Consider the following 22,768-nt stretch of genomic DNA (forward strand, 5'->3'; position numbering starts at 1 on the left):
AACATCATATCGCAAATATAAAAAAAGAGAAGCAATGCTTCTCTTTTTTTAATAAATTTTATGACTTTTATTCAAAGTTCATTGTAAGCGGTAATCTGAATCTGTAACGTACGGGCTGGCCATTGATCTTGGCTGGAGTCCACTTGTTTCTGATAGATTTTACAGTTCTTTCAGCTTCCCTGTTGAAGTCTGCATTAGGACCTGTAGCTTTTACCTGAGTTAAAGAACCGTCTCTTTCAACTACGAAGGTAATCTCTGTTCTCAGAGTTCCTTCGCCTCCTTCCATTGCACCAGAGTCAAAATTGTCTGCTACCTTGGTTCTGAAAGAGTTGATACCTCCTGGGAAGTCCGCCTGCTGTTCTACTTCTGCATAAATTTCAGTAGTACTTGGAGCTGGTTTTGCTTCTACAGTCGCAACCTTAGTACCTGTTGATGGTGGTGGCGGCGGTGGTGTATAAGCCGGAGCTTTCACGCCCTCCTGGTTTTGCAAACCGGTAGTAGTTTTCAGCTGCTCGGTAATTGGCGGCGGTGGAGTTTCCACTTTTGGCGCTCTTTTCGGTTCCGGCACCACGTTCTGGATCACCTCAATTTTCGGAGGTTCTACTTTTGGCGGCGGTGGCGGTGGTGGAGCTTCTTTTTCCTCAGGCTCTATGATCTTATCCTCCTGAAGTACCTCCACAAGCTTCGCATCAACTTCGGTTGTTGCTTCTTTGTTCATTTGCTGAATCTTCATTACGATGAATGGAGCAACAGCTAAAAGTATAAAAAGAAGAGTACCGATAATGAAAGCCTTAGTTAATATCTTAGGATATTTTGATCTTAAATCATAGGCACCGTATTCTTTATTACGGTTTTCAAATACAATTTCATCTAAAGTAAGATTATCCTTGTATGTTGTTTCGTCTGCCATTTCTTAATTATTTAAAAATTAGTTTGTTGCTGCAGGCGCAGGTGTTGCTGCACCGGCTACTTTCCTGTCGTAAACAGCTTTTTCCCAAGGCTTCACATCGGTTACACCGTATTGTTCACTTTTGGTAATAGCCATTTCATCAAGAATATCAACAAAATTTTTATATACTGCATCGTCAGTCGGCTTAATGATCACAGTAAATTTACTTTGATCTGCCGCATTTGCTTTTGCCTGCTGAATTACTTTTCTAATCCCTTCTCTGTCGAAAGTAGTTTCGTTTAGGTTAGCATCGGTAAGGGAAGTGTTATCCTGCTGATGCCAAAATACTCTGTTATCTTTTCCGATAAGGATTGAGACTGAGTTAGAAAGTTTAATTTCTGTATCCGGAGCTTTCTGGTTTTCTTTCGGTTTTGCCGGAAGCCCCAAATCCATTACGTTCGGTTTACTGAATGTAGTGGTAAACATGAAGAAGGTTATCAAAAGGAAACCCAAATCCACCATCGGTGTCATATCTACCCTCGTACTCTGCTTTTTCGAGCGGACCTTCCCGCCCTTATCGCCTTTTTCCTGTACTTGTACTTCTGCCATTATTTAGGTTATTCTGTTGGTCCAACTTCTTGTGATGTTATAAGCCAGAATTTAAGAAAATCAATATCTCTTAAACCTTCAAACAGGCCTTTAATTTTCGGATACTTAGTGTCTACGTCGCCCTTAATTGCCAATTTGTAATCAGGATTTACTGCAAGACTCTGCTGTACCCAGTCAATTAATTCCTTTTTTGTAGAGTCCATCGGAATACCTGTAGGACTTTTATACGCTTTTTGCTCCTCTTCCGGCATTTTCAGGAAGCTCTTCAGCTGCGTCATAGGAACGCCCACTGCCTGAACTTTTGTAAATGCTGCTTTTTCCTGGTCTGTAAAGTTCATTCCGTACTTCTGCCCCATGTTATCAAGCAACTGAAGCCTTTCTGAACCATTTTCTACAGGTGTGAAATAAAATTTACCGTCTTTGGTTGCATCTATAGTCATAAGACTGGCATCCGGTAAAAGTTTTTCTGAAATGGAAGATGGCGGTTTGATGGTCTCCACATCCGGTTTCTTGAACTGCGTCGTCAAGATAAAGAATGTAAGAAGCAACCATGCAACGTCACACATCGCAGTCATATCTACAACTACCGGGTGTCTTTTTGGTTTGACTCTCGCCATTATTTATTAATATTTTTTTATTAAACTTCTTTTTGAAAAATACAAATCTCCTGCCGAGAATTATTTGTTGAATTCAGCGAAAGACTGCTGGATAGACATTGCGATCTCATCGATCTTGTACGTCAATCCGTCGATTTTTGAAGTAAAGAAGTTATAAAGGATAATCGCGATTGCTGAAGTACCAATACCTAAAGCCGTGTTTACAAGAGCTTCAGAAATACCGATAGAAAGTGCAGCTGAATCCGGAGTACCACCGCCAGAACCAAGTGCGAAGAACGCCTTGATCATACCGATTACGGTACCAAGAAGCGCTACCAGCGTTGCCACTGTACCAAGAGTAGAAAGAATCATCATATTCTTTTCAAGCATTGGCATCTCAAGAGTTGTTGCCTCCTCGATAGACTTGTTAAGAGCAGCCATTTTCTGTTCTTTATCCATAGTGGTATCGTTAGCAAGGATTTTATAAGTTGTAAGACCTTCTCTTACCACATTACCTACAGTACCTCTTTGTCTGTCGCACTCTTCGATAGCTTCATCAATTCTGTTTTGGTTAAGTAGGCTTCTTACTTTTAATACGAAATTATCTAGGTTTCCGTTCCCTTTAGCTCTGCCAAGAACAATCATACGCTCAATTGAGAATACAATTACGGTGATCATGAAGGTGATCAGGATTGGTACGATAATACCTCCCATGTAAACAATTCCCATGAAAGATTCCGGGTGAAGCTCTTTCGTTGGTATGTCTGCCATAGCTACAGAAGCCTGTCCTGCAATTCTAGCATCCTCCTTGAAGTTTCCGGGATTACCAAGAACGAAATAATAAATTAGGAAACCAATTACTAAAAGAATTGGTAAAATGATTGCAGGATTAAGACCTCCCGACTTTCTAGCAACTACTTGCTCCTCTGTGTTTGAAACATTCATTTCCATATTAAACTAAATTATAATTATTATTTTTTTAATATTTTCAAGCCGTAAAATAAAGGTTAAAATTTTATTTATGCAAGAACTTAAACCATTCTTAAACAAAATTTTTCAGTGTTAACAGCTGTTAACATTGTTGATTTGTCAAAATATTTTTTGATTTTTAGATATATTTTTCAAATTAACAGGGACTCTTAGATAATTAAAAAATTCAACCTCAATTTTTATGAAATCTTTAATTAATTTTTCAATAAATCTTAATGTCAGATTACAATATTAATGATTTTTTTCGGAACGATGATGACTTTTTTAGGAGATTTTCCTTCCAGTTGTTTTACGGTTCTTTCGTCCTTCAGGATCGCTTCCTCAATCAGTGTTACCTCCAGATCAGCAGGCAGCGAAAGCTTAAACCGCAATTTTCCGTTGAAACTCACGGGGTAATCTATCTCATCTTCAGCAAGATATTTTTCATCCAGTTTGGGAAACGGCGCAAATTCGATGGATTCGCTGTGTCCCAAAACACTCCACAGCTCTTCGCAAATATGAGGTGCGTAAGGGGAAACGATGATTGCCAATGGTTCCAAAATCTTCCTTTTGCTGCATTTCAGTTTCTGTAATTCATTCACAGCGATCATAAATGAAGAAACCGACGTATTGAAAGAAAAATTCTCTAAATCGTAAAATACTTTTTTAATGAGAGTGTGCAGGATTTTATATTCTTCTTTCGTAGGTTCATCATCGGAAACAGAAACCGCATCACCGTCAAAATAAAGATTATAGAACTTCTTCAAAAACCCGTAAACTCCCGACAATCCCTGTGTATTCCAGGGTTTGGACTGCTCCAAAGGGCCGAGGAACATTTCGTAAAGGCGCAGGCAGTCGGCACCGTATTCTTCGCAGATGTCATCCGGATTTACGACATTGTACTTGGATTTGGACATCTTTTCCACTTCGCGCTCGGTAATATATTTACCGTCTTCAAGTATGAAATCCGCATCATTAAATTCGGGACGCCAATTTTTAAAGGCTTCGGTGTCAAGTTCATCACCTTTTAATAATGATACATCAACGTGGATTTTTTGAGTCTGATGCTCATGAGCCATGTTTTTGGATACGTATGTATTTGTACCCGCAATTCTGAACACAAACGCACTCATCCCCAAAATCATTCCCTGGTTAATCAGTTTTTTGAACGGCTCGTTCTGGCTGATATAACCTCTGTCCTTTAAGAACATATTCCAAAAACGGGAATAGAGCAAATGCCCCGTCGCGTGTTCGCTGCCGCCGATATACAGATCAACCTGGCCCCAATAATCTGAAAGTTTTTTATCGGTAAAAACCTCATCATTATTCGGATCCATATATCTTAGGAAATACCATGAACTTCCTGCCCAACCCGGCATGGTGGAAAGCTCAAGCGGAAAAACTGTTTTATTATCAATTAAATCTACAGAAACCACCTTTTGGTTTATATCGTCCCAGGCAAAGTTTTTTGCGTTCCCCAATGGTGGATCGCCGTCCTCGGTTGGCAAATATTTTTCAACTTCCGGAAGTTCCAAAGGCAGCACCGAAACCGGCAGCGTATAAGGCATTTCATTTTTATAATACACCGGAACCGGCTCGCCCCAGTATCTTTGACGGGAAAATATCGCATCGCGCTGGCGGTAATTCGTAGTTCCGTGTCCGATTCCCCGTTTTTCTATTTCTGAAATAATTTTGGATTTGGCGTCATCATAATTCAAACCATTCAGAAATTCGGAATTCACACAAACGGAATCCTTAGTGTCGTAGGATTCTTCCTGAATGTCTACTTCATTTTTGATCACATTTACGATTTCCAGCCCAAACTTTTTGGCAAAACGGTGGTCGCGTTCATCGTGTGCCGGAACCGCCATCACAGCACCGGTTCCATAGCCCATCAAAACATAATCTGAAATATAAACCGGTATTTTTTTGTTTGTAAAAGGATTTACCGCATAACTTCCTGTGAAAGCACCGCTAACGTTTTTCACGTCGGCCATCCTGTCGCGTTCTGTTTTTTTGGAAGTTTCTTCGATATAATTCTCAATTTCGGCTTTCTGCTCAGTTGCGGTCAGTTTTACCACCAAAGGATTTTCAGGTGCTAAAACCATGAAGGTTGCCCCGAATATGGTGTCAGGACGCGTGGTGAAAACCTCGATCTCTTCACCATTTTCTGTTTCAAATTTTACTGCAGCGCCCTGTGATTTTCCAATCCAGTACTGCTGCGAATCTTTAAGCGGTTGTGGCCAGTCGATATCATTCAGTCCCTGCAGCAATCTTTCCGAATAAGCCGTGATCCTCATGCTCCACTGCATCATTTTCTTTTGGAAGACCGGAAAACCGCCACGTTCGGATTTGCCGTCTTTCACCTCATCATTGGCCAGAACGGTACCCAGTTCCGGACACCAGTTCACTGTAGTTTCTGCACGAAAGGCTAATCGATAGTTTAGTAGGATGTCTTGTTTATCGTCTTCTGAAGCATTTTTCCATTCTTCAGCTGTAAAATTCAATTCTTCAGTTTGTTCGGCATTGAGATTTTCAGTTCCAAATTCTTCGAAATAACTTATCAGTGAAGAAATTGGCTCAGCTCTGTCCGTAGAGTTATTATACCAGGAATGAAATAATTCTATAAAAATCCACTGTGTCCACTTGTAATAAGAAGGGTCGGAAGTGCGCACTTCCCTGCTCCAGTCGAAAGAGAAACCGATGCGGCGCATCTGCTGTTCGTACCTGTTAATGTTCTGCTCTGTGGTAACCGCCGGATGCTGACCGGTCTGGATCGCGTACTGCTCTGCAGGAAGCCCAAAAGAATCATAACCAATCGGGTGCAAAACATTGAACCCCTGATGCCTCTTGTACCGGGCATAAATATCTGAAGCGATATAACCCAGCGGATGCCCCACGTGCAGCCCCGCACCGGACGGATAAGGGAACATATCCAGAACATAAAATTTCGGTTTTGAAGTATCGTTTAAGGTTTTATACGTCTGGTTTTCTTCCCAGTATTTCTGCCACTTTTGGTCAATCTGCTTATGGTCGTAGAACATTTTATAATGAATAGTTGAAAATTAAACTGAATAAATCTTTGTAACGGACAAATTTAAGGTTTTGAATTTAATATATTAATAATTTGAAAGCTGATTGGTTATCTTTGCAGAAACACTTTTGAATGCCTGAAGTTTCGATCATTACGCCCTGTTTCAATTCTTCAAAATTTTTGAAAGAAACCATCGGTTCGGTTTTGAATCAAACTTTTACAGATTGGGAATGGCTCATCACCGATGATAAATCCACGGATAATTCGGTTGAAATCATCAGGACACTTTCAGACCCTAGGATTAAATTGACCGTCGCTGATAAAAACGGAGGTGCGGGGCACGCCAGAAACCTTTCGCTGCGGAAGGCTACGGGAAGATACATAACTTTTCTCGACGCAGATGATTTTTGGGAACCAAATTTCCTGGAAGAAATGATCGCATTCATGAAAAAAGAAAATTCGGAACTCGCTTACTCCAGTTATGCACGCTGTAACGAAAACCTGATTCCACAGATAAAAGATTTCAAAGCCGACAAAGAAGTAACATTCAATAATTTATTAAAAACCTGCAGGTTATCGCTTCTTTCGTCAATGTATGATTCGCAGCGGGTAGGTAAAGAATATTTTCCGGAAGGAAGCAAACGCGAAGACCACGTCATGTGGCTGAACCTTTTAAAGAAAATCCCCGTCGGAAAGCCACTTCCCAAAACGATGGCCAAATACAGGATGCATTCTACAAGTATTTCCAGAAAAAAGAAAAATATTTTGATCGACCAATATCTCGTCTACAAAGACTATTTGGAATTTTCCACGGTTAAATCGCTGTATTACACCGCAACCTGGGCTTTGAACGGCTTCATAAAATATTCAAAGTTTTTTAATTGAGATACTGTCCTAAAATTTTGTTGAGGATAATCTCAGTGGCATTTGGCTGTGACTGAATAAAATATCCGGCATTTTTTCCCATTTTCTGCAGTGCGGCATCATCCTGAAGAATTTTAAGAATGAAATTTGCGGCATAATGTTCATCAGCAAAAGATTTTCCGCCACCAGCATCGATCAGCGCGTCAGCTTCTGGGTTTTTTCTGTAATGATTCCCGAAAATAACCGGCACGCCGAAAGTAGCCGCTTCAAGAATGTTGTGAAGCCCTGCAGAATGAAATCCGCCACCAACAACCGCCAGGTCAGCGTAAGAATATAGTCTTGCCAAAAGGCCGATGCTGTCAACGATCAAAACCGCAGGATCAATCAGGTTTATATTTGGATTCCCGGGAATACGATTTATAATTTCTGAATACAGGACCGCATTCGGGAACATTTCTTTCAGATTTCCTACCCGTCTTAAATCATGTGGCGCTAAAATCAGCTTTATATCCTTGTTTCCTTTTAAGACAATTCTCGCAACAGCTTCTTCCGCTTCCCAGGTGCTGCCAAATACCACCAGCTTTTTATTGCCCTTGAATTCATCAATACCTTCCACAGGTGTCCAGCGGACTTTAATCTGTTTTACACGGTCAAAACGCGTATCGCCCGCAATTGAGGAGTTATCAAGATGAATGGTTTTAGCTAACGCATAGGAGCTTTTAGTCTGATGAAAAAACCAATCAATATTTTTTTTAAGGCTTGCAACGAACCATTCGCCGTAGGTGCGGAAAAATACCTGACGTTCATAGAACAGCGCCGAAACCACATAGGTTTTAACGCCCTTTCGCCTGAGTTCATTCAAAAGATTATACCAGTAATCGTATTTTACAGTAAAGAAAATATCGGGATGAAAATGGTTTGCGAATTCGCTCACCCATTTCTTCAGGTCAAAGGGAAGATAGCAAACCGCATCAGCGATGTGGTTTTTCTTTACCACCACTTCATAACCGGAAGGTGAGAAAAAAGTGATTAAAATTTTATGCGTGGGGAGATTTTCTTTGAGCCGTTCCAGAACCGGAAGGCCCTGCTCGTATTCTCCAAGGCTTGCCGCGTGCATCCAGATCACTTTATCTGTTTTTGAAAATTTCGACTTTACAGTTTCGCAGCTTTGCCTTCTTCCTGCCAAACCGCGCTTCAGTTTGTAATTGAATGCCGCTCCGACTTTAAAGCCGAAAACCATCAAACTGATGAATATGTTGTAGAGAAACTGCAATTTGATACTTTACGATCCTATTACATCCCTCACAAAACGCAGTTTATGAGAATGCTCATTAATCTCTTTGTTGAAAATACCCTGTGAATCCAGCGTGTCGATCCTTACTTTTCCGGAAGCGTGAATGATTTTCTGGTTTTCCATCATGATTCCTACGTGAATAATCCTTCCGTCTTTATTTTCAAAAAATGCAAGGTCTCCTGGTCGGCTTTCCTCCAGAAAAGTTAATGGCGTACCAATTTCAGCCTGCTGATAAGAATCGCGGGGCATCTTGATACCGTTGATTTTATAAACCAGATGCACAAAACCAGAACAGTCGACCCCAAAAAAGCTTCTTCCGCCCCACAAATAAGGGATGTTTAGAAGTTCCTGCGCCGTCAGCACTATGCTTTCACGCAAATCGTGGCTTCTTCTGCTCACAACTGTCGGAAATTCTACTTCAGAACCCATAGAAAGAAGCGTCCTGCCCTGTTTCATAATCACAGTCTGGAAATTCTCTGTAATGGTACTGACTTTTCTGGTGGCAAGGTCCTGTTCAGAAACAGGCCTTATCTGCCTGCTGTCAACCCAACCTTCGTACCCGTCGAAATGCATTTTGATTTTCGACCAGTATTTTCCGGATTCCAGCACATCCATCGATTCGCCGTAAAGAATCTGTGTTACCATTTCTGCCTGTTCCTCGGCCACTTCGCGAACGGGAGCCGCCATTACTACGCAAACTGCTTTATCCATAAATTAAGGTTTCAGATGTTGTGCATCAATTTCTTTACTTCCTGCGAAGCACATTGAGGCCATCGCGCAAAGGTAAAATAAGATTTTCAAAATCAGCATCTTTGGCGATCATTTCGTTCAGTTCTTTTATTTTTTGGGTTGAAGTCTGTTTCGGGTTGTCCTCGAGCACTTTTCCGTACCACAAAACATTGTCGAACATCACCACAGAGCCTGATTTCAGGCGCGGTTTTATCAGTTTGAAATACTGAACGTAATTCTCTTTATCTGCGTCAATAAATACAAGGTCGTATACTTCATCGCTCTGTTTCAGAAATTCTTTGGCATCCTGAATTAAAAAATTGATCTTACTTGAAAATCCGCTTTCAGCAAAGTATTTTCTTGGGATGTAAGCCAGATCTTCATTGATATCCAGTGTTGTAAGTTTGCCGTTAACTGCCAAACCTTCGGCCATACAAAGTGCGGCGTAACCTGTGAAGGTCCCGATTTCCAGAATATTTGACGGTTGTAGAATTTTAGAAATAATCGTCAGAAGCCTTCCCTGCTGATACCCGGAAATCATATGCGGCTGCGTGGTTTTAAGGTAAGTTTCCCGGCGCAGTTTCCTCAAAATTTCAGGCTCATCCGAAGCACTGTTTTCAAGGTAGCGATCCATTTCGGGACAATTTTCTTCAAAAAAACTCATAAACTCACAAATTTCAAACGAAAATAAGAATTTAGCCTGAATAAAAAAGCGTTGCCAATGCATAAAACACCGGCAACGCCATTATTTAAATTTTTAAAAAACTAGTTTTTAACCGGAGCGATGTCCATCAACTTCATGAACTCATCCAATTTAGGCATGATGATGATTTCGGTTCTACGGTTTTCAGCTCTTCCGGAAACTGACGCATTGGTGGTTTTCGGATTATATTCGCTTCTACCGCCGGCAGTAATACGGTTTGGATTTACACCGAAATCATTCTGAAGGATCTTTGCAATAGAAGTTCCTCTAAGTGCTGATAAATCCCAGTTGTCACGCGGAAGATTTGCAGAATTCAGCGGTACATTGTCTGTATTTCCTTCAATAAGAACTGAATAAGTGTCATAATCCTTGATTACCGCAGCAACTTTACCCAACACTTCACGGGCCGCCGGAAGCACATTATAATCACCCGTTTTGTAAAGCATTTTATCTGATAATGAAATCATTACAACACCTTTTAACACCTTCACCTGTACATCCTGATCGGCAACATTATCCAGCGAACGCTTAAGTTTGTTTGAAAGCGCAAGATTCAGGCTGTCGTTTTTCGCATTTGTAGAAATCAGCTGCTTGATATATTTGTTTGACGCATTGATCTCTCCAATTAGTTTGTCGATGTTTGCCGAACCTTTTCCTGCGTTAGAGAGGCAGGCATCAAGGGAAGATTTCAGGGCATTATTCTGATCTTTAAGAAGGGAGTTTTCACTCGTCAAACCGGAATTTACAGATTTCAAATCCTGGATTTCGCGCTGTCTTTCAGCGAGATTTTCAATACTCTGTTTGTAATTCAGATTCAGAGCATCGTACTGCTTCCGGCTCACACAGCTGGTGAGCGTAAGCGCTGTAATGGCGACTGCCAAAAATTTACCTGCTTTCATTACCATAAATTTTAAATTTTTTGCTATAGATATGTCCAAAAGTACAAAATTCATTTTGAAAAAGTGCCTTATATTTGCGTAAACACTCGATTTCGTGGGCCAGCTTTCGCTTTCAGCTTTCAAAAAATCAATGGAAAATCTTCTCGAAAATTACGGGGCGAAAAATTTTCTGTTAGCCGTAAGCGGCGGTGCAGATTCCATGGTTTTGGCGCATCTGTTCGCTAATTCCGGTATAAAATTCCAGATTGCGCACATCAATTACAAACTGAGAGGTAGTGATTCTGACCTTGATGCCAAACTGGTTGAGGACTTTTGCGATAAGAATCAGGTTAAAATTCATCTTTATGAAGTTTCCGAAAAAGATGAAAAACCAGAAGGCTCAATTCAGCTTTGGGCAAGGGAACTGCGTTATAAATTTTTCCGGAATATTCAGGAAACAGAAAATCTTGAATATCTGGTAACCGCGCACCATCTGAACGATCAGTTGGAAACCTTCTTAATCAACCTATCAAGAGGTTCAGGCATTAAAGGCTTGAGCGGAATTCCGGAGAATGACCACAAAATTCTGCGGCCGCTTCTGCATTACCCTAAATATGAAATTTACCGCTTTGCACAAGAAAAAGGTATTGTTTTCAGGGAAGATTTATCCAATCAAAAAAATGAATATTTAAGAAATAAAATCCGCAACGAAATTGTGCCTAAATTACTGGAAACCAATGATAATTTTCTGAAAAACTTCAGCGATTCCCTCGCTTATATGAAATCGGCCAGCGATTTTTTACAAAATATTGTGGAACAGAGTTTTAAAGAACTGTGCACCGGGGAACCTGATACTGAATTCACTTTAAACCGGAAAAAACTGTTTGCTTTAGAACCTTTTATTGTCACTGAAATTATCCGGAAACTCGGGTTTTCGGGCGCCGAAATCGGAAAGGTACGAACAGCCGAAACCGGGAAGTTTTTCCGGAGCAAAACCCACGAAATTTCGTTTGAACGCTCCCAAATCATTTGCCGTAAACGTCCCGGAAAGCAAAAATAAATTCTTTATTTTTGGGGGCTTATTAAAAAAGTGAACATGAAATTTAGAAGTTGGTTTATCCTGATTCTGACCTTATTTTTTACCGCATTTTCAGCGCAGATTAAAGATCCTGTAAAATTTAAATACGACATAAAGCCACTTGCCAACGGCGAATATGAAGCCATTCTCACGGCAACGATGGAAAGCGGCTGGCATATTTATTCCAAAGATTTACCTCCGGATTCAGGAATTCCCACAGAAATGAAAATTTCTGGTGATAACATCGTACCGGTTGGCGGAACGGTGGAAGTCGGAAAAAAACACGATGAATATTCTGAAGCGTTTGGTGCACAGATCGTTTATTACTCCAATTCAGCACTGTTTAAACGAAAATTTAAGTTAAAAGATCCGGCAAAACCCGGAACTGCTGCGGTGGAAATTACTTACCAAACCTGTGACGACCGGGTTTGCCTGGCTCCCAATACTTTAGAGTTTGAAAAATCTGTTTCCCCGACAGGAAAAATTGAAGAAAGCAAAACAGCAGAAACTGCAGCAGAAACTCCACAAAAAGATTCTGCGAGTGCACTTATAACCGCTGCGGCCGATAGCGCAAGCACAGCTTCAGCAGGAGCTGCTTCAATTCAAAAACTTGATCCTAAAAACCTGAAAATCAATTCGCTTGACTTTAACAATCCCCTAACAGACTGCGGAACCGTAAAAGAAAAACACAGCGAAAATTACTGGACCTACCTCTTGCTCGGATTTTTAGGCGGGCTGATTGCGTTGCTTACACCGTGCGTATTTCCGATGATTCCGCTTACGGTTTCATTCTTTACAAAAGGATCAAAAGATAAGGCTAAAGGAAGGCGTGATGCGATAATTTACGGATTTTTTATTCTTTTAATTTTTGTTTTGTTGAGTGTTCCGTTCCATTTAATCGATGGAATCGCCGGTAATATTTTCAATGAAATCTCCACTTCTGTTTGGCTGAACATCGCATTTTTCCTGATATTTTTATTCTTCGCGGGAAGTTTCTTCGGATATTACGACATCACATTGCCAAGTTCCATTGCCAACAAATCCTCAAAAGCGGAAGAAGCCGGCGGACTGATCGGGATTTTCTTCATGGCACTTACTTTGGTGATCGTTTCATTCTCGTGTACTGGCCCGATTTTAGGAAGTTTACTGGGAAGTGCGGTTACAGGCTCCTCTAATGTTCCGATGCTCCTCACCTTTGCACTTGCCGGTTTCGGTTTGGCTTGGGCAATCGTTTTCGGTTTGCTCGCACTGTTTCCTCAGGCTTTACAAAGTTTGCCAAAATCCGGGGGCTGGATGAACACCGTGAAAGTAGTTTTAGGATTCATCGAACTGGGCTTGGCTTTAAAATTTTTGTCAAAAGCAGATTTAGTTTCAAAAACCTTCCTGCTGAAAAGAGAACTGTTCATTGTACTGTGGATCATCATCACAATCGGTTTGATTCTTTATTTATTCGGATTAATCAGGTTTCCACACGATGATAAAAAACCAAAGATTTCTTTAACGAGAAAGGTTTTTGGAGTTGCAGGAATTGGATTTTTAATCTATCTGATTCAGGGATTATTCCCGTCCGAAAGACCAAAACTGCAGATGCTTTCCGGAATTTTGCCTCCAATCAACGTGAGCTATTTCCACAAAGAAGGCGACGGAATTTTAGGTATGCATCCCTCGCACGATTATTTTGAAGCTGTACAGCTGGCTCAAAAGGAAAACAAACCTATTCTCATAGATTTTACCGGTTATGGCTGCGAAAACTGCCGTAAAATGGAGGAATTTGTCTGGAGCGAACCCGATATTTTACCGATTTTGCAAAATGATGTGGTACTAGCCTCGCTGTATGTTGATGATAAAGAAGAGCTTCCCGCAGACCAGCAAACGAAAATCGATATGGGCGGCGGGCAAATGAAAAAAATCAAGACGATTGGCGACCGGTGGAGTATGTTTCAGCAGGTGAACTTCAATAATAATTCGCAACCGCATTATGTTTTGGTGACTCCCGAAGGCCAGGTGATCAATACTCCGGTTTCAGGATACATGCCTAAGGAAGATTTCAAAAAATTCCTGGAATGCGGAGTGAATTACTATAAATCAAAAAAATAATTTTAATGCTGAATTTTAAAATGAGACTGTTAAAAACTTCAGCCTCATTTTTTATATTTGTTGAAAACATACACCAATGAAAATACTGGTCCCTATTGCAATTGTTGCGCTTTTATTTTCCTGTAAAAAGAATAGTCCCACAGAAAATAAGGCGTTGAAGGACACATTGGCGAGCATCGATTCCATAAATGCTGCACGAACCAAATACAACGACAGCATAAAAACCCTGAACGATAAAAACCGTTTCGCAGATTTATCCGGAAGCCACAACCTGAAGTTCAGTACTGATGGCGTCCCGGCACTAAATGGGTCCATCAGTTTCCAGAAAAAAGGCCGCGACACATATGACGTTGCCGGGCAGGCAAAGGCTGGCCACAATAATCTATCGATAACAGGAACCATACAAAGGGTTTCTGAAAAACATTTGAATTTTGAAGGAAAGATTTCCCAAAAGATCAGCGGATCACGCTATGACCGCACGAATAAAACCACATTTTTTGATGAAGGGAAAGGCAATTTCTGGCGTCTGCAGGATAAAATAAATGGCGACGGATTTGTAGATTATATCGACATCAGCTGTTAATCCGGAAAAACAAATACCGGCCTTTGCATAATATTTGTATGTTTCTGAGCTGTTTACAAATCAATGCGATGAAAAAGTATCTTATCTTGGGCATGGCGATGATGGTTTTTTCCTGTTCAAAAAAACAATCAGCCACTACTACACAACCAACTGCGGTAGAAAAAGAAACCATTTTTGTTGAGAAGCCGGTGGAGAATATAAATCCTGAGAATGAACCGAACCAGAGTTCAACTCCGCAGGGGACCAGTTTGGACAGCAAAAATGAAGACAGCGGCCTGAAAGACCTCAGCGGAAAACATCCGTTGACACTTCAGTGGATCAGCTGGGATAAGCCCGGAAGCATTAATTTTAAAAAGACCGCCGAAAATGAATATCAAGTCTCCGGCAGCCAAAAACGCGGATCAGACTATCTGAAAATTGAAGGTAAAGTGATACAGATTTCCGGGAAAGAACTTGCTTTCGAAGGCACTGTAGAAACTAATATAAAATCCAACGGCGGAAAATGCCTGCGCACCGGGCCACAAACGTTTCTGGCGACCCAGAAGCGGAAATACTGGCGAATGCAGAATATGGTTGAATGTTTCGGCCTGACTGATTATGTGGACATTTATTTCTGAATTAAATTAAAAAAAATGCTCAATTACGAAATTACCGGAAACGGATCTGAAAATCTTGTAATGCTTCACGGCTTTATGGAGAACCTCTTGATTTGGGATGATATGGAGCAATATCTCTCAAAAAAATTCCGTCTGATAAAAATTGATCTCCCGGGACACGGCCGTTCCGATATTTACGGTGAAGTGCACACGATGGAACTGATGGCAGAAAAAGTGAAGGAAGTTACGGATAAACTGCAACTGGAAAATTTTCATCTTCTGGGCCATTCGATGGGCGGTTACACTTCACTCGCCTTCGCCGAAAAATATCCGGAAGTCCTGAAATCAGTCACCCTTTTCTTTTCAACTTTTTTTTCTGATGATGAAGAAAAGAAGGAGCAGCGCCGCAAAAGTTTCAGGATTATTCTGGAAAATTTCAGGACGTACGTCGCTGCCGGAATTCCCAACCTTTTTAATCCCAACGAAAAAGATATTTTGGAAGGCAAGATAGAACTCGCGAAGGACATAGCACTTTCTACAAAACCGGAAGGTGCTTTAGCCTGCGTGAAAGGAATGATCGAGCGGACTGACAAAAAACAGGTTCTCGAAAATCTGGATGCGAAAATTTTAGTTATTGCCGGGAAACACGACAACGCCGTAAAAACCGAGGTGATGATTAAAAATCTGCCCGACAAAACCAATATTAAATCCTACATTTTAGATTGCGGGCACAACGGACATTGGGAAAAACCGGAAGTTTGCGCAGCGATTATCAATACGGAACTGCTGCATAATTTGCCGAAACATTTTGTGTTTTAATCCATTAATTCATTAAAAAATTGACTGAACATTTTCATAATTAACAGCCTATTAAAAGTAAACAACCCAAATTGAAGGGTTGTTATTTTTTTTAAAAAACATACCCAAAAGTAGAACCTACAGCAGGATAAAAAGCACCCATCCCTTGTGCCAAATTAAACCCTAAACCAACTCCTAAATGATATCTGTAAATCCAATGCTTACCCAAAGGAAGTTGCTGGCCAAAATGAACATCGCTAACCAAAACATCATCAACACTTTTATTAAAAACCATTTTGGTTTGAAAACCTATAAAACTTCCTGAGTTGTTTTCTAAACTGTGATTTCTTGCTGCCCTTGCATCTCTGTTAAAATAATAACGGAGCTGCGTTCTAAAAAACGGAGATAAATAAGTTTCCGACGAAGTAACGCCAAGTCTGTACTCAATAGAACTCCCAGCAGGAATATTTACACGCCCTCCAATTCCGGCATTAATATCTAAAAGCATCTTTCTGGACAAAGGTTGCTCAAAACCAAAATTAAGACCTTGAAATCCTACTTCTACTTTAAATTTTTGGGACAAATCATTGCTTTGCGCAAACCATAACATAGGTGCTAACAGCGATAGAAATAAAACTTTTTTCATTTTAACTTATATTAGAAATTTTCTTCTTTAATTTTTTCTTTAAAATCTTCTATGGTCTCATAAATGTTTTTAAAATATTTTCCTCCTGCTGCATTAATGTGACCGCCTCCGTTGAAATATTTTCGTGAGAATTGGTTCACATCCACATCATCTTTTGAGCGGAAAGAAATTTTGATGAAATCCTCATACAGATCCTCCATAAAAAAGGCAGACATTCTGGTTCCGAGAACGCTCAGTCCATAATTTACAAATCCTTCGGTATCTCCTTTTTCAAAACCGAATTCCTTGAGTTCGTCGCGCTTCAGATAGAGAATGGCGACTTTGCCGTCTTTTACAATTTCTATTCTTGACAAAATGAGCGACAGCAAATGCAGCCTTGAAACTGTATTGGTATCCCATGTACTTGCTGAAATCATCGCCGGATCGGCTCCTTTTTCAATAAGATCTGCAATGATATGATGCGTCGCAGCCGAAGTGGAACGGAAACGGAAACCGCCGGTATCGGTCATAATTCCCGTATAGAGGCATTCTGAGATGTCTTTATTCACAAGTTCGCGGTCATCCATCGCATCGATAAAATGGCAAACCATTTGTGATGTCGCCGGAATTGTGGTATCGGAGTACACAAAATCAAAATTTTCCGGCTGCTGGTGGTGATCGATCAGGATTTTTACGCCTTCTGCACGTTCAATCCACGGGCCCACCAGATTTCCTGCACGGTGTGATGCATTGAAATCAAGGATGAAGATGACATCCGCAGCGTCTATAATTTCCCATGCTTTTTTTCTCTTGTAATCGGCAATCGTGATTTTTTTGGCTTCCGGCATCCATTTCAGGAATTTCGGAAAATCGTTGGGCACCACAACTTCCGCATCCAAACCCTTGGCTTTCAGATAATGTTTCAGTCCAAGCGAAGAGCCAATGGCATCACCATCCGGATTGTAATGGGTGATGATGACAATTTTATTTTCCGGGATTAAAAGCTGGTTGATATCGAGAAGTTCGGAGGCTGTGAACATAAATTTTTGGTTTTTTGCAAAGGTAGTTTTAAGATGTCAGATTTCAGAGGTCAGACGTCAGAATTTTGTAGTGGATAATAGAATTTAAATGTACACGGCATCCACTGCGTGAGCGATAGTAGCGGTTACCCCACAGCAGGCGTGGGACAAAGCCCTGGCGCGAGGAGTATGAGCGGATAGCGCGGTGCGAGTGACCGAACGGAGGCGCGAGCGCAGCGAGCGCCGGAGAGAGGAAACGAGTGCACGCCATAATTAATTGCAATACAGAGGGTCCCGTGTGCAGAAAAGTTGAAGGTATTTTTTGAAAATTAATTTGTGAGGTTTAAAATTATTTGTATTTTTGCAGTCTGAAAATCAAGATACAGTTTTACACTAAAGATATTAGAAATGAGCAAGAGAACATTCCAACCATCAGAAAGAAAGAAAAGAAACAAACACGGTTTCAGAGAAAGAATGTCTACGCCAAACGGTAGAAGAGTTTTGGCTGCAAGAAGAGCAAAAGGCAGAAAGAGTTTGACCGTTAGTGCATCCCGCGCTAAGAGATAATTCTTTTATTATCATATACAAATGTGCTTGAAAAAGAGATTTTTCAGGCATTTTTTGTTGTTAAAAAGTGATAAAAATTAGGTGAAAAGTAAAGTTTTATTTACTTTTGAAGCTATCCAATTTTTTTTTTTTTATAAAAATGCCACACAGTAATATTTCGGGAGACAACATCATTAGCCTGCAAAATGCAAGAATTGCGCAGAAAAACTTCACGGTTCTTACCAATGTGAACCTGAACATCAAGAAAGGGCGCTTCTGCTACCTGATCGGAAAAACAGGTTCTGGCAAAAGTTCGCTTCTGAAAACACTTTACGGACATATCCCGCTGCAGGACGGTAAAGGAAACGTTGCCGGTTTTGACCTTGCAACCCTGAAAACTTCGCAAATTCCGGATCTGAGAAGAAAACTTGGAATTGTGTTCCAGGATTTCCAGCTTTTGCCGGACAGAACGGTAGAAAAAAATCTTAAATTCGTTCTGGAAGCGACCGGCTGGAAAGATTCCATAAAAATTGATGATAGGATTAATGAAGTTCTGGGAAGTGTCGGGATGAAAAGCAAAAAGCACAAAATGCCGCATGAACTTTCCGGGGGCGAACAGCAGCGTGTAGCCATTGCGAGAGCGCTTTTGAACCATCCGGACCTGATTTTGGCCGACGAACCTACCGGAAACCTGGATCCTGAAACTTCCAACGAAATTATGACTTTGCTTAAAAGAGTGGCGCAGGAAGGTAATTCAGCAGTGGTGATGGCGACTCATGATTACCATATGATCCACAACTTCCCGGGCGAAGCGATTAAATGTGAAGACGGCGCAGTAACCGTAATGGAAACGACCGAACTTTTTGAATAAGATTAAGATTTAAAAAAACATCAAAAGTCCTGCAGTGCGGGACTTTTTTATTTGCCAAAGACGTGAAAATCTTTTGTAAGTTCAATATACTGTTCGGAATATTGCCGCGGGCTTTTTTCAATCGTCAAGTGCTCTTCTATTAAAACTTTTTCGGTTTTTGAAAATTCGAGGATAAGACGTTTGGGTTTTGAGCCTATAATCCCTGCGATGTTTACTTTTCTGATTAACTGAAATTGTTGCAGACGGCTTTCACTGATGAATTCAGGTCCGGATTCGAAAGGAATTATGACACAAAAAGTGCCTTCATCACTAATTAATTGTGAAGATTTCCTGATCAGATCACTAAAATCAAGTTCGATTTTCTGTCTGGCAACGGCGTCTTTGGCAGAAGAATTTTCGTCGAAATATGGCGGATTTGAAACGACTAAATCGTAAGGTTCACCATTATGAAAATTCTTGAAATCTCTTTGCATGACCGAAAGCCTGTCTGAGAACGGTGAATTTTCAAAATTTTCTTTCGCCAGCAGAACTGCTTTTTCGTTGATGTCAATCGCGGTAATCTGACAATCGGGATTTCGCTGGGCGAGCATTAGGGAAATTAATCCGCTGCCGGTACCCACTTCAAGAATTCTTTTTTTATCTGAAATATTTGCTAAGGCTCCCAGCAAAACGCCATCGGTGCCAACACGGAATACATCCTCAGACTGATTGACGGTAAATTGCTGAAATGTGAAAGGTTTCATTAAATATTAGCAGGTAGAGTAATGGTGAATTTGGTGCCTTTACCAACCTCTGATATCACGGTAATTTCACCTTTGTAATCTTCCACCATTTTGCGAACCATAGTGAGCCCAAGCCCCATTCCCGAATTTTTGGAAGTAAAATTCGGCTCAAAAATCCTGTCATACATTTCCTCAGGAATTCCAACCCCATTGTCTTCCACAGTAATCACTACGCGCTTGTGCTTCTGCTCCATATCTACATTAATCATCGATTTGCGGCTTTCATCCGCTGCCTGCTGCGCATTGGTTATCAGATTGGTCAGTATTCGGTTCAGGTAAATCTTGTCCATATTGATCATAATATCTTCGCGGTTAGCGTGCACGAAAATATTTTCATCATTAAAAATGCGGACAATACTCGCCATCTCCTTATTCAGATTAAAAACTTCATTGTGTTTTTCCGGAAGCTGTGCGAACTGCGAGAATGCCGAAGCCACCGTAGCAATCATATCAATCTGTTCTACTACAGAATCCGACATTTGATTGACCTTATTAATGATATCCGGATCGTTGGGATTAAACTTTCTTTTGAAATTCTGAATGGTGAGCTTCATCGGCGTGAGGGGATTTTTCACTTCGTGTGCGACCTGTTTTGCCATTTCGCGCCATGCCTGCTCTTTTTCTGTAAAAGATAATCGTTCCTTCTGATCCTGGATCTGCAGAATCATTTTATTGTAAGATTTCACCAGCGAGCTCAATTCGTCATTTTTATAATAACGGATAGGTTTCATATCCCTATCAAAAAGTGTAAGACGGTTGATTAATTCTGAAAACTTTGTTAAGGCATTGGTGAGGTTTTTAGAAATTATCCAGCTCAGCCAAACCGCAAATGCGATGATAAAAAGATTAACAATAATGATGTACAGAACATATTTATTAAAAACCTCCAGATAAACATCATCACTGTGATAGTAAGGAAAATAAACGATACCAATGGGCTCCAGCGAATTGTTTTTCAGCACCATATAAGATGACATAACGTTGGCCTGAAGATTTTCATCGAACGTCTGGAAATCCACCCGTTTGTTGCTGCCGAGAACATCGTTAATGACTGTTATCGGAAGTTTTTTTTGTGAGACAAGATTCGGGTCTTTGTTGGAAACAAGATAACGGCCTTCCAAATCATAAATAATAACGTCAGCCTTACTGATATCTGAGATTTCATATATTTTATTGGCGAGAACTCTCGGAAGATCCTCTGACGACATTTGCTCATGACTTACCGCATAATCCAACGACGCCATCAGCGCATCGGATTTTTTCTGCTGATCTGTTCTGCTCTGCTGTATGGCATTGTTTTTCAGGATAATGAACGAAAGCACTGATGAGCCTAGAATACTCAGCAGGCATATGATCAAAAATCCCCAGAAAATCCTGTTCCTTAAACTGTAACCTTTGTACTTATGGCTTAATGGCATTCTGCTTTGACATTAATTTAGCAATATATTTCCCTATGATATCGAATTCAAGATTTACTTTATCGCCGACCTGCAGGAAATTCATATTGGTAAATTCCCACGTATAAGGGATAATGGCTACAGAAAACTGATTTTCTCCACTGTCTGCCACGGTAAGGCTTATTCCGTTCACACTTACGGAACCTTGCGGAACCGTTATAAAACCGCCGCCTGCATCGTACTGAACGGTAACAAAGTAACTCCCATCTTTATCCTCGACAGCAATAACCTCGCCAGTTTTATCTACATGTCCCTGCACAATATGCCCGTCCAGCCGTCCGTCCATTTTCATACAACGCTCCAAATTAACGACCGTTCCCACTTCCCAATTTCCAAGATTAGTTTTTTCTAAAGTTTCATCGATGGCCGTCACAACATAACTACCACCGTTTATTTCAACAACTGTGAGACAGCATCCGTTATGTGCGAGGCTTTGATCGATTTTCAGTTCCCCGGTGAAAGGGCAGCTCAAAGTGAAATTTATGTTAGAACCCGATTTTTCTATGTTTTCTACTTTCCCTACAGCTTCAATAATTCCCGTGAACATAAGATAGTTTTTACTAAATTTGTAAATTCATCAATTTTTCAAAGATAACCAATAATTATGAGTTCTAAACATCAAAAAGTGAGAATCGGCATTTCTGTAGGAGATTTCAACGGGATCGGCCCGGAAATCATAATGAAATCGCTGAATGACAAGTCCATTACAGATTTCTTCACGCCGGTTATTTTTGGTTCGGGCAAGCTTTTTACCTATCAGAAAAATATTTTTAAACTTCCGGTAAATTTTAATTATATCACTGAAGCTTCGCAGGCACAGCCCGGGAAACTCAATATGGTCAATTTATGGAAAGACAACGTGAATGTAGATTTGGGAAAACCTACGGAAGAATCCACAAAAATGGCGATTGATTCTCTGGAAGCCGCAACAGAAGCCTTGGTGAAAGGCGACATCGACGTATTGGTTACGGCTCCAATCAATAAAGATGAAATGCTTAAGCAAGGTTTCAAACACGCTGGACACACGGGTTATCTTGAAGAAAAATTCGGTAAAAAAGGGCTGATGTTTTTGGTAACCGATGATTTAAAGGTAGCCGTTTCCACCCATCACATTCCAATTTCAGAAGTGGCTGCAAATATTTCTAAGGAAAAGATAAAAAAACAGATTAAGCTACTGAACCAGTGCCTGATAGAAGATTTCCAGCTTCAAAGACCGAAAATCGCGGTTTTAGGGCTTAATCCCCATGCCGGAGACGGCGGCGCCATCGGAAAAGAGGAAACTGAGATCATAGAGCCTGCAATAAAAGAACTTTTCGATAACGGCATTATGGCGTTTGGTCCGTTTCCGGCAGACAGTTTCTTCCAGCCCAATAAATACAAAAATTACGATGCTGTATTAGCAATGTACCACGATCAGGGGCTTGCACCTTTCAAAACGCTCGCTTACGAAGAAGGTGTGAATTATACCGCTGGCCTGCCCTTTATACGAACTTCACCGGATCACGGAGTTGCTTACGACATCGCCGGGAAAAATATTGCGGATGAGAGAAGCTTCAGCGAAGCGATTTTTATGGGAATTAAAATTTTCAAAAACCGGAGCGATTATAAAGATTTGATGACTAACCGCCTTCAACCGAAAAAAATGGTTTCAGAAAACGGAATTGATGAAGATCTGCCGGAAGAAACAGAGTGATAACGGTTTAAAAAACCAACCTGAAACCTATAACCTGAAACTTGAAACAAAAATTATT

Annotated in this window: 23 protein-coding genes; 9 read left to right on the plus strand and 14 right to left on the minus strand. The window is 40.6% G+C overall.

From position 1 onward, the window contains the following. Positions 1-67: 67 nt before the first annotated feature. The 5 genes from CKV81_RS06350 to leuS all read right to left on the minus strand — a co-directional run bounded on the left by CKV81_RS06350 (position 68) and on the right by leuS (position 6,107). Positions 68-910: an energy transducer TonB gene (locus CKV81_RS06350; protein WP_095071564.1), complete on the minus strand. Its 843-nt coding sequence runs from the start codon at positions 908-910 to the stop codon at positions 68-70. An 18-nt stretch (positions 911-928) separates the two neighbouring features. After that, the gene (locus tag CKV81_RS06355; RefSeq protein WP_095071566.1) at positions 929-1,498 is read right to left on the minus strand and encodes an ExbD/TolR family protein; all 570 of its coding nucleotides are present in this window, start codon (positions 1,496-1,498) and stop codon (positions 929-931) included. An 8-nt stretch (positions 1,499-1,506) separates the two neighbouring features. After that, positions 1,507-2,115, minus strand: coding sequence for a biopolymer transporter ExbD (locus CKV81_RS06360; protein WP_095071567.1), 609 nt, complete (start codon positions 2,113-2,115; stop codon positions 1,507-1,509). Between the two features lie 60 nt (positions 2,116-2,175). Further along, positions 2,176-3,045: a MotA/TolQ/ExbB proton channel family protein gene (locus CKV81_RS06365; protein WP_095071569.1), complete on the minus strand. Its 870-nt coding sequence runs from the start codon at positions 3,043-3,045 to the stop codon at positions 2,176-2,178. 257 nt (positions 3,046-3,302) lie between these two features. Further along, on the minus strand, positions 3,303-6,107 hold the full coding sequence (gene leuS, locus CKV81_RS06370) for a leucine--tRNA ligase (protein WP_095071571.1): 2,805 nt from the start codon (positions 6,105-6,107) through the stop codon (positions 3,303-3,305). Between the two features lie 122 nt (positions 6,108-6,229). Between leuS and CKV81_RS06375 the strand changes: the two genes are divergently transcribed. Further along, positions 6,230-6,982 carry a glycosyltransferase family 2 protein gene (locus CKV81_RS06375; protein ID WP_095071572.1) on the plus strand — a complete coding sequence of 251 codons (753 nt, stop codon included), beginning with the start codon at positions 6,230-6,232 and terminating at the stop codon, positions 6,980-6,982. On the opposite strand, the gene CKV81_RS06380 is transcribed toward CKV81_RS06375, so the two are convergent. The 4 genes from CKV81_RS06380 to CKV81_RS06395 form a co-directional block, all read right to left on the minus strand. Further along, positions 6,975-8,234, minus strand: coding sequence for a 3-deoxy-D-manno-octulosonic acid transferase (locus CKV81_RS06380; RefSeq protein ID WP_095071574.1), 1,260 nt, complete (start codon positions 8,232-8,234; stop codon positions 6,975-6,977). The two genes, CKV81_RS06375 and CKV81_RS06380, sit on opposite strands and share 8 nt — an antisense overlap. 9 nt (positions 8,235-8,243) lie before the next feature. Further along, positions 8,244-8,966 carry a C40 family peptidase gene (locus CKV81_RS06385; protein WP_095071576.1) on the minus strand — a complete coding sequence of 241 codons (723 nt, stop codon included), beginning with the start codon at positions 8,964-8,966 and terminating at the stop codon, positions 8,244-8,246. 34 nt (positions 8,967-9,000) lie between these two features. Further along, entirely contained in the window at positions 9,001-9,648 is a 648-nt protein-coding gene (locus tag CKV81_RS06390; protein ID WP_095071578.1) for an O-methyltransferase, read from the minus strand. Positions 9,649-9,749: 101 nt separating this feature from the next. Further along, complete coding sequence (locus CKV81_RS06395) at positions 9,750-10,586, minus strand: OmpA/MotB family protein (RefSeq protein WP_095074318.1); 837 nt, start codon at positions 10,584-10,586, stop codon at positions 9,750-9,752. Positions 10,587-10,716: 130 nt separating this feature from the next. Here CKV81_RS06395 and tilS point away from each other — a divergent pair, with 130 nt between their 5' ends. The 5 genes from tilS (at position 10,717) to CKV81_RS06420 (ending at position 15,738) form a co-directional block, all read left to right on the plus strand. Continuing rightward, the gene (gene tilS, locus CKV81_RS06400) at positions 10,717-11,625 is read left to right on the plus strand and encodes a tRNA lysidine(34) synthetase TilS (RefSeq protein ID WP_157727382.1); all 909 of its coding nucleotides are present in this window, start codon (positions 10,717-10,719) and stop codon (positions 11,623-11,625) included. A gap of 36 nt (positions 11,626-11,661) precedes the next feature. Continuing rightward, positions 11,662-13,740 (plus strand): thioredoxin family protein, encoded by a 2,079-nt coding sequence (locus CKV81_RS06405; RefSeq protein WP_095071584.1) that lies wholly within the window; start codon positions 11,662-11,664, stop codon positions 13,738-13,740. A gap of 76 nt (positions 13,741-13,816) precedes the next feature. Further along, positions 13,817-14,323: a hypothetical protein gene (locus CKV81_RS06410; protein WP_095071588.1), complete on the plus strand. Its 507-nt coding sequence runs from the start codon at positions 13,817-13,819 to the stop codon at positions 14,321-14,323. A gap of 68 nt (positions 14,324-14,391) precedes the next feature. Next, positions 14,392-14,940, plus strand: coding sequence for a hypothetical protein (locus tag CKV81_RS06415; protein WP_157727383.1), 549 nt, complete (start codon positions 14,392-14,394; stop codon positions 14,938-14,940). A gap of 15 nt (positions 14,941-14,955) precedes the next feature. Continuing rightward, positions 14,956-15,738 carry an alpha/beta fold hydrolase gene (locus tag CKV81_RS06420; protein WP_095071592.1) on the plus strand — a complete coding sequence of 261 codons (783 nt, stop codon included), beginning with the start codon at positions 14,956-14,958 and terminating at the stop codon, positions 15,736-15,738. A 91-nt stretch (positions 15,739-15,829) separates the two neighbouring features. Here CKV81_RS06420 and CKV81_RS06425 read toward each other — a convergent pair whose 3' ends face one another. Then, positions 15,830-16,363 (minus strand): hypothetical protein, encoded by a 534-nt coding sequence (locus tag CKV81_RS06425; protein ID WP_095071594.1) that lies wholly within the window; start codon positions 16,361-16,363, stop codon positions 15,830-15,832. A gap of 11 nt (positions 16,364-16,374) precedes the next feature. Beyond that, positions 16,375-17,382 carry a DHH family phosphoesterase gene (locus CKV81_RS06430; protein WP_095071596.1) on the minus strand — a complete coding sequence of 336 codons (1,008 nt, stop codon included), beginning with the start codon at positions 17,380-17,382 and terminating at the stop codon, positions 16,375-16,377. 387 nt (positions 17,383-17,769) lie between these two features. Between CKV81_RS06430 and rpmH the strand changes: the two genes are divergently transcribed. Both rpmH and CKV81_RS06440 read left to right on the plus strand, forming a co-directional pair. Further along, positions 17,770-17,928, plus strand: coding sequence for a 50S ribosomal protein L34 (rpmH, locus tag CKV81_RS06435; protein ID WP_040997588.1), 159 nt, complete (start codon positions 17,770-17,772; stop codon positions 17,926-17,928). Between the two features lie 139 nt (positions 17,929-18,067). Beyond that, a complete protein-coding gene (locus CKV81_RS06440) occupies positions 18,068-18,778 on the plus strand; it encodes a cell division ATP-binding protein FtsE (protein ID WP_095071598.1) in 711 nt (236 codons plus the stop codon). Between the two features lie 47 nt (positions 18,779-18,825). Here the strand turns inward: CKV81_RS06440 and CKV81_RS06445 are convergent, their stop codons facing one another. Genes CKV81_RS06445 through CKV81_RS06455 form a run of 3 tightly spaced genes read right to left on the minus strand, consistent with a single transcriptional unit; the run spans position 18,826 to position 21,564 of the window. Next, positions 18,826-19,521, minus strand: a complete 696-nt coding sequence (locus CKV81_RS06445; RefSeq protein ID WP_095071600.1) for a tRNA1(Val) (adenine(37)-N6)-methyltransferase — start codon at positions 19,519-19,521, stop codon at positions 18,826-18,828. After that, on the minus strand, positions 19,521-20,978 hold the full coding sequence (locus CKV81_RS06450) for a sensor histidine kinase (RefSeq protein WP_095071602.1): 1,458 nt from the start codon (positions 20,976-20,978) through the stop codon (positions 19,521-19,523). The genes CKV81_RS06445 and CKV81_RS06450 overlap by 1 nt, the downstream gene beginning before the upstream one ends. After that, complete coding sequence (locus CKV81_RS06455) at positions 20,962-21,564, minus strand: riboflavin synthase (RefSeq protein WP_095071604.1); 603 nt, start codon at positions 21,562-21,564, stop codon at positions 20,962-20,964. The genes CKV81_RS06450 and CKV81_RS06455 overlap by 17 nt, the downstream gene beginning before the upstream one ends. A 57-nt stretch (positions 21,565-21,621) precedes the next feature. Here CKV81_RS06455 and pdxA point away from each other — a divergent pair, with 57 nt between their 5' ends. After that, positions 21,622-22,710 (plus strand): 4-hydroxythreonine-4-phosphate dehydrogenase PdxA, encoded by a 1,089-nt coding sequence (gene pdxA, locus CKV81_RS06460; RefSeq protein ID WP_095071606.1) that lies wholly within the window; start codon positions 21,622-21,624, stop codon positions 22,708-22,710. The last annotated feature ends 58 nt before the right edge of the window (positions 22,711-22,768 follow it).

It is taken from the genome of Chryseobacterium taklimakanense (assembly GCF_900187185.1).
Taxonomy (GTDB): domain Bacteria; phylum Bacteroidota; class Bacteroidia; order Flavobacteriales; family Weeksellaceae; genus Planobacterium; species Planobacterium taklimakanense.

What these genes read in the sequence shown, in the direction of transcription:
- CKV81_RS06350 (WP_095071564.1), bottom strand. Translation starts at nt 910, where the DNA reads ATGGCAGACGAAACAACATACAAGGATAATCTTACTTTAGATGAAATT.
- CKV81_RS06355 (WP_095071566.1), bottom strand. Translation starts at nt 1,498, where the DNA reads ATGGCAGAAGTACAAGTACAGGAAAAAGGCGATAAGGGCGGGAAGGTC.
- CKV81_RS06360 (WP_095071567.1), bottom strand. Translation starts at nt 2,115, where the DNA reads ATGGCGAGAGTCAAACCAAAAAGACACCCGGTAGTTGTAGATATGACT.
- CKV81_RS06365 (WP_095071569.1), bottom strand. Translation starts at nt 3,045, where the DNA reads ATGGAAATGAATGTTTCAAACACAGAGGAGCAAGTAGTTGCTAGAAAG.
- leuS (WP_095071571.1), bottom strand. Translation starts at nt 6,107, where the DNA reads ATGTTCTACGACCATAAGCAGATTGACCAAAAGTGGCAGAAATACTGG.
- CKV81_RS06375 (WP_095071572.1), top strand. Translation starts at nt 6,230, where the DNA reads ATGCCTGAAGTTTCGATCATTACGCCCTGTTTCAATTCTTCAAAATTT.
- CKV81_RS06385 (WP_095071576.1), bottom strand. Translation starts at nt 8,966, where the DNA reads ATGGATAAAGCAGTTTGCGTAGTAATGGCGGCTCCCGTTCGCGAAGTG.
- CKV81_RS06390 (WP_095071578.1), bottom strand. Translation starts at nt 9,648, where the DNA reads ATGAGTTTTTTTGAAGAAAATTGTCCCGAAATGGATCGCTACCTTGAA.
- CKV81_RS06395 (WP_095074318.1), bottom strand. Translation starts at nt 10,586, where the DNA reads ATGAAAGCAGGTAAATTTTTGGCAGTCGCCATTACAGCGCTTACGCTC.
- tilS (WP_157727382.1), top strand. Translation starts at nt 10,717, where the DNA reads ATGGAAAATCTTCTCGAAAATTACGGGGCGAAAAATTTTCTGTTAGCC.
- CKV81_RS06405 (WP_095071584.1), top strand. Translation starts at nt 11,662, where the DNA reads ATGAAATTTAGAAGTTGGTTTATCCTGATTCTGACCTTATTTTTTACC.
- CKV81_RS06410 (WP_095071588.1), top strand. Translation starts at nt 13,817, where the DNA reads ATGAAAATACTGGTCCCTATTGCAATTGTTGCGCTTTTATTTTCCTGT.
- CKV81_RS06415 (WP_157727383.1), top strand. Translation starts at nt 14,392, where the DNA reads ATGAAAAAGTATCTTATCTTGGGCATGGCGATGATGGTTTTTTCCTGT.
- CKV81_RS06420 (WP_095071592.1), top strand. Translation starts at nt 14,956, where the DNA reads ATGCTCAATTACGAAATTACCGGAAACGGATCTGAAAATCTTGTAATG.
- CKV81_RS06425 (WP_095071594.1), bottom strand. Translation starts at nt 16,363, where the DNA reads ATGAAAAAAGTTTTATTTCTATCGCTGTTAGCACCTATGTTATGGTTT.
- CKV81_RS06430 (WP_095071596.1), bottom strand. Translation starts at nt 17,382, where the DNA reads ATGTTCACAGCCTCCGAACTTCTCGATATCAACCAGCTTTTAATCCCG.
- rpmH (WP_040997588.1), top strand. Translation starts at nt 17,770, where the DNA reads ATGAGCAAGAGAACATTCCAACCATCAGAAAGAAAGAAAAGAAACAAA.
- CKV81_RS06440 (WP_095071598.1), top strand. Translation starts at nt 18,068, where the DNA reads ATGCCACACAGTAATATTTCGGGAGACAACATCATTAGCCTGCAAAAT.
- CKV81_RS06445 (WP_095071600.1), bottom strand. Translation starts at nt 19,521, where the DNA reads ATGAAACCTTTCACATTTCAGCAATTTACCGTCAATCAGTCTGAGGAT.
- CKV81_RS06450 (WP_095071602.1), bottom strand. Translation starts at nt 20,978, where the DNA reads ATGCCATTAAGCCATAAGTACAAAGGTTACAGTTTAAGGAACAGGATT.
- CKV81_RS06455 (WP_095071604.1), bottom strand. Translation starts at nt 21,564, where the DNA reads ATGTTCACGGGAATTATTGAAGCTGTAGGGAAAGTAGAAAACATAGAA.
- pdxA (WP_095071606.1), top strand. Translation starts at nt 21,622, where the DNA reads ATGAGTTCTAAACATCAAAAAGTGAGAATCGGCATTTCTGTAGGAGAT.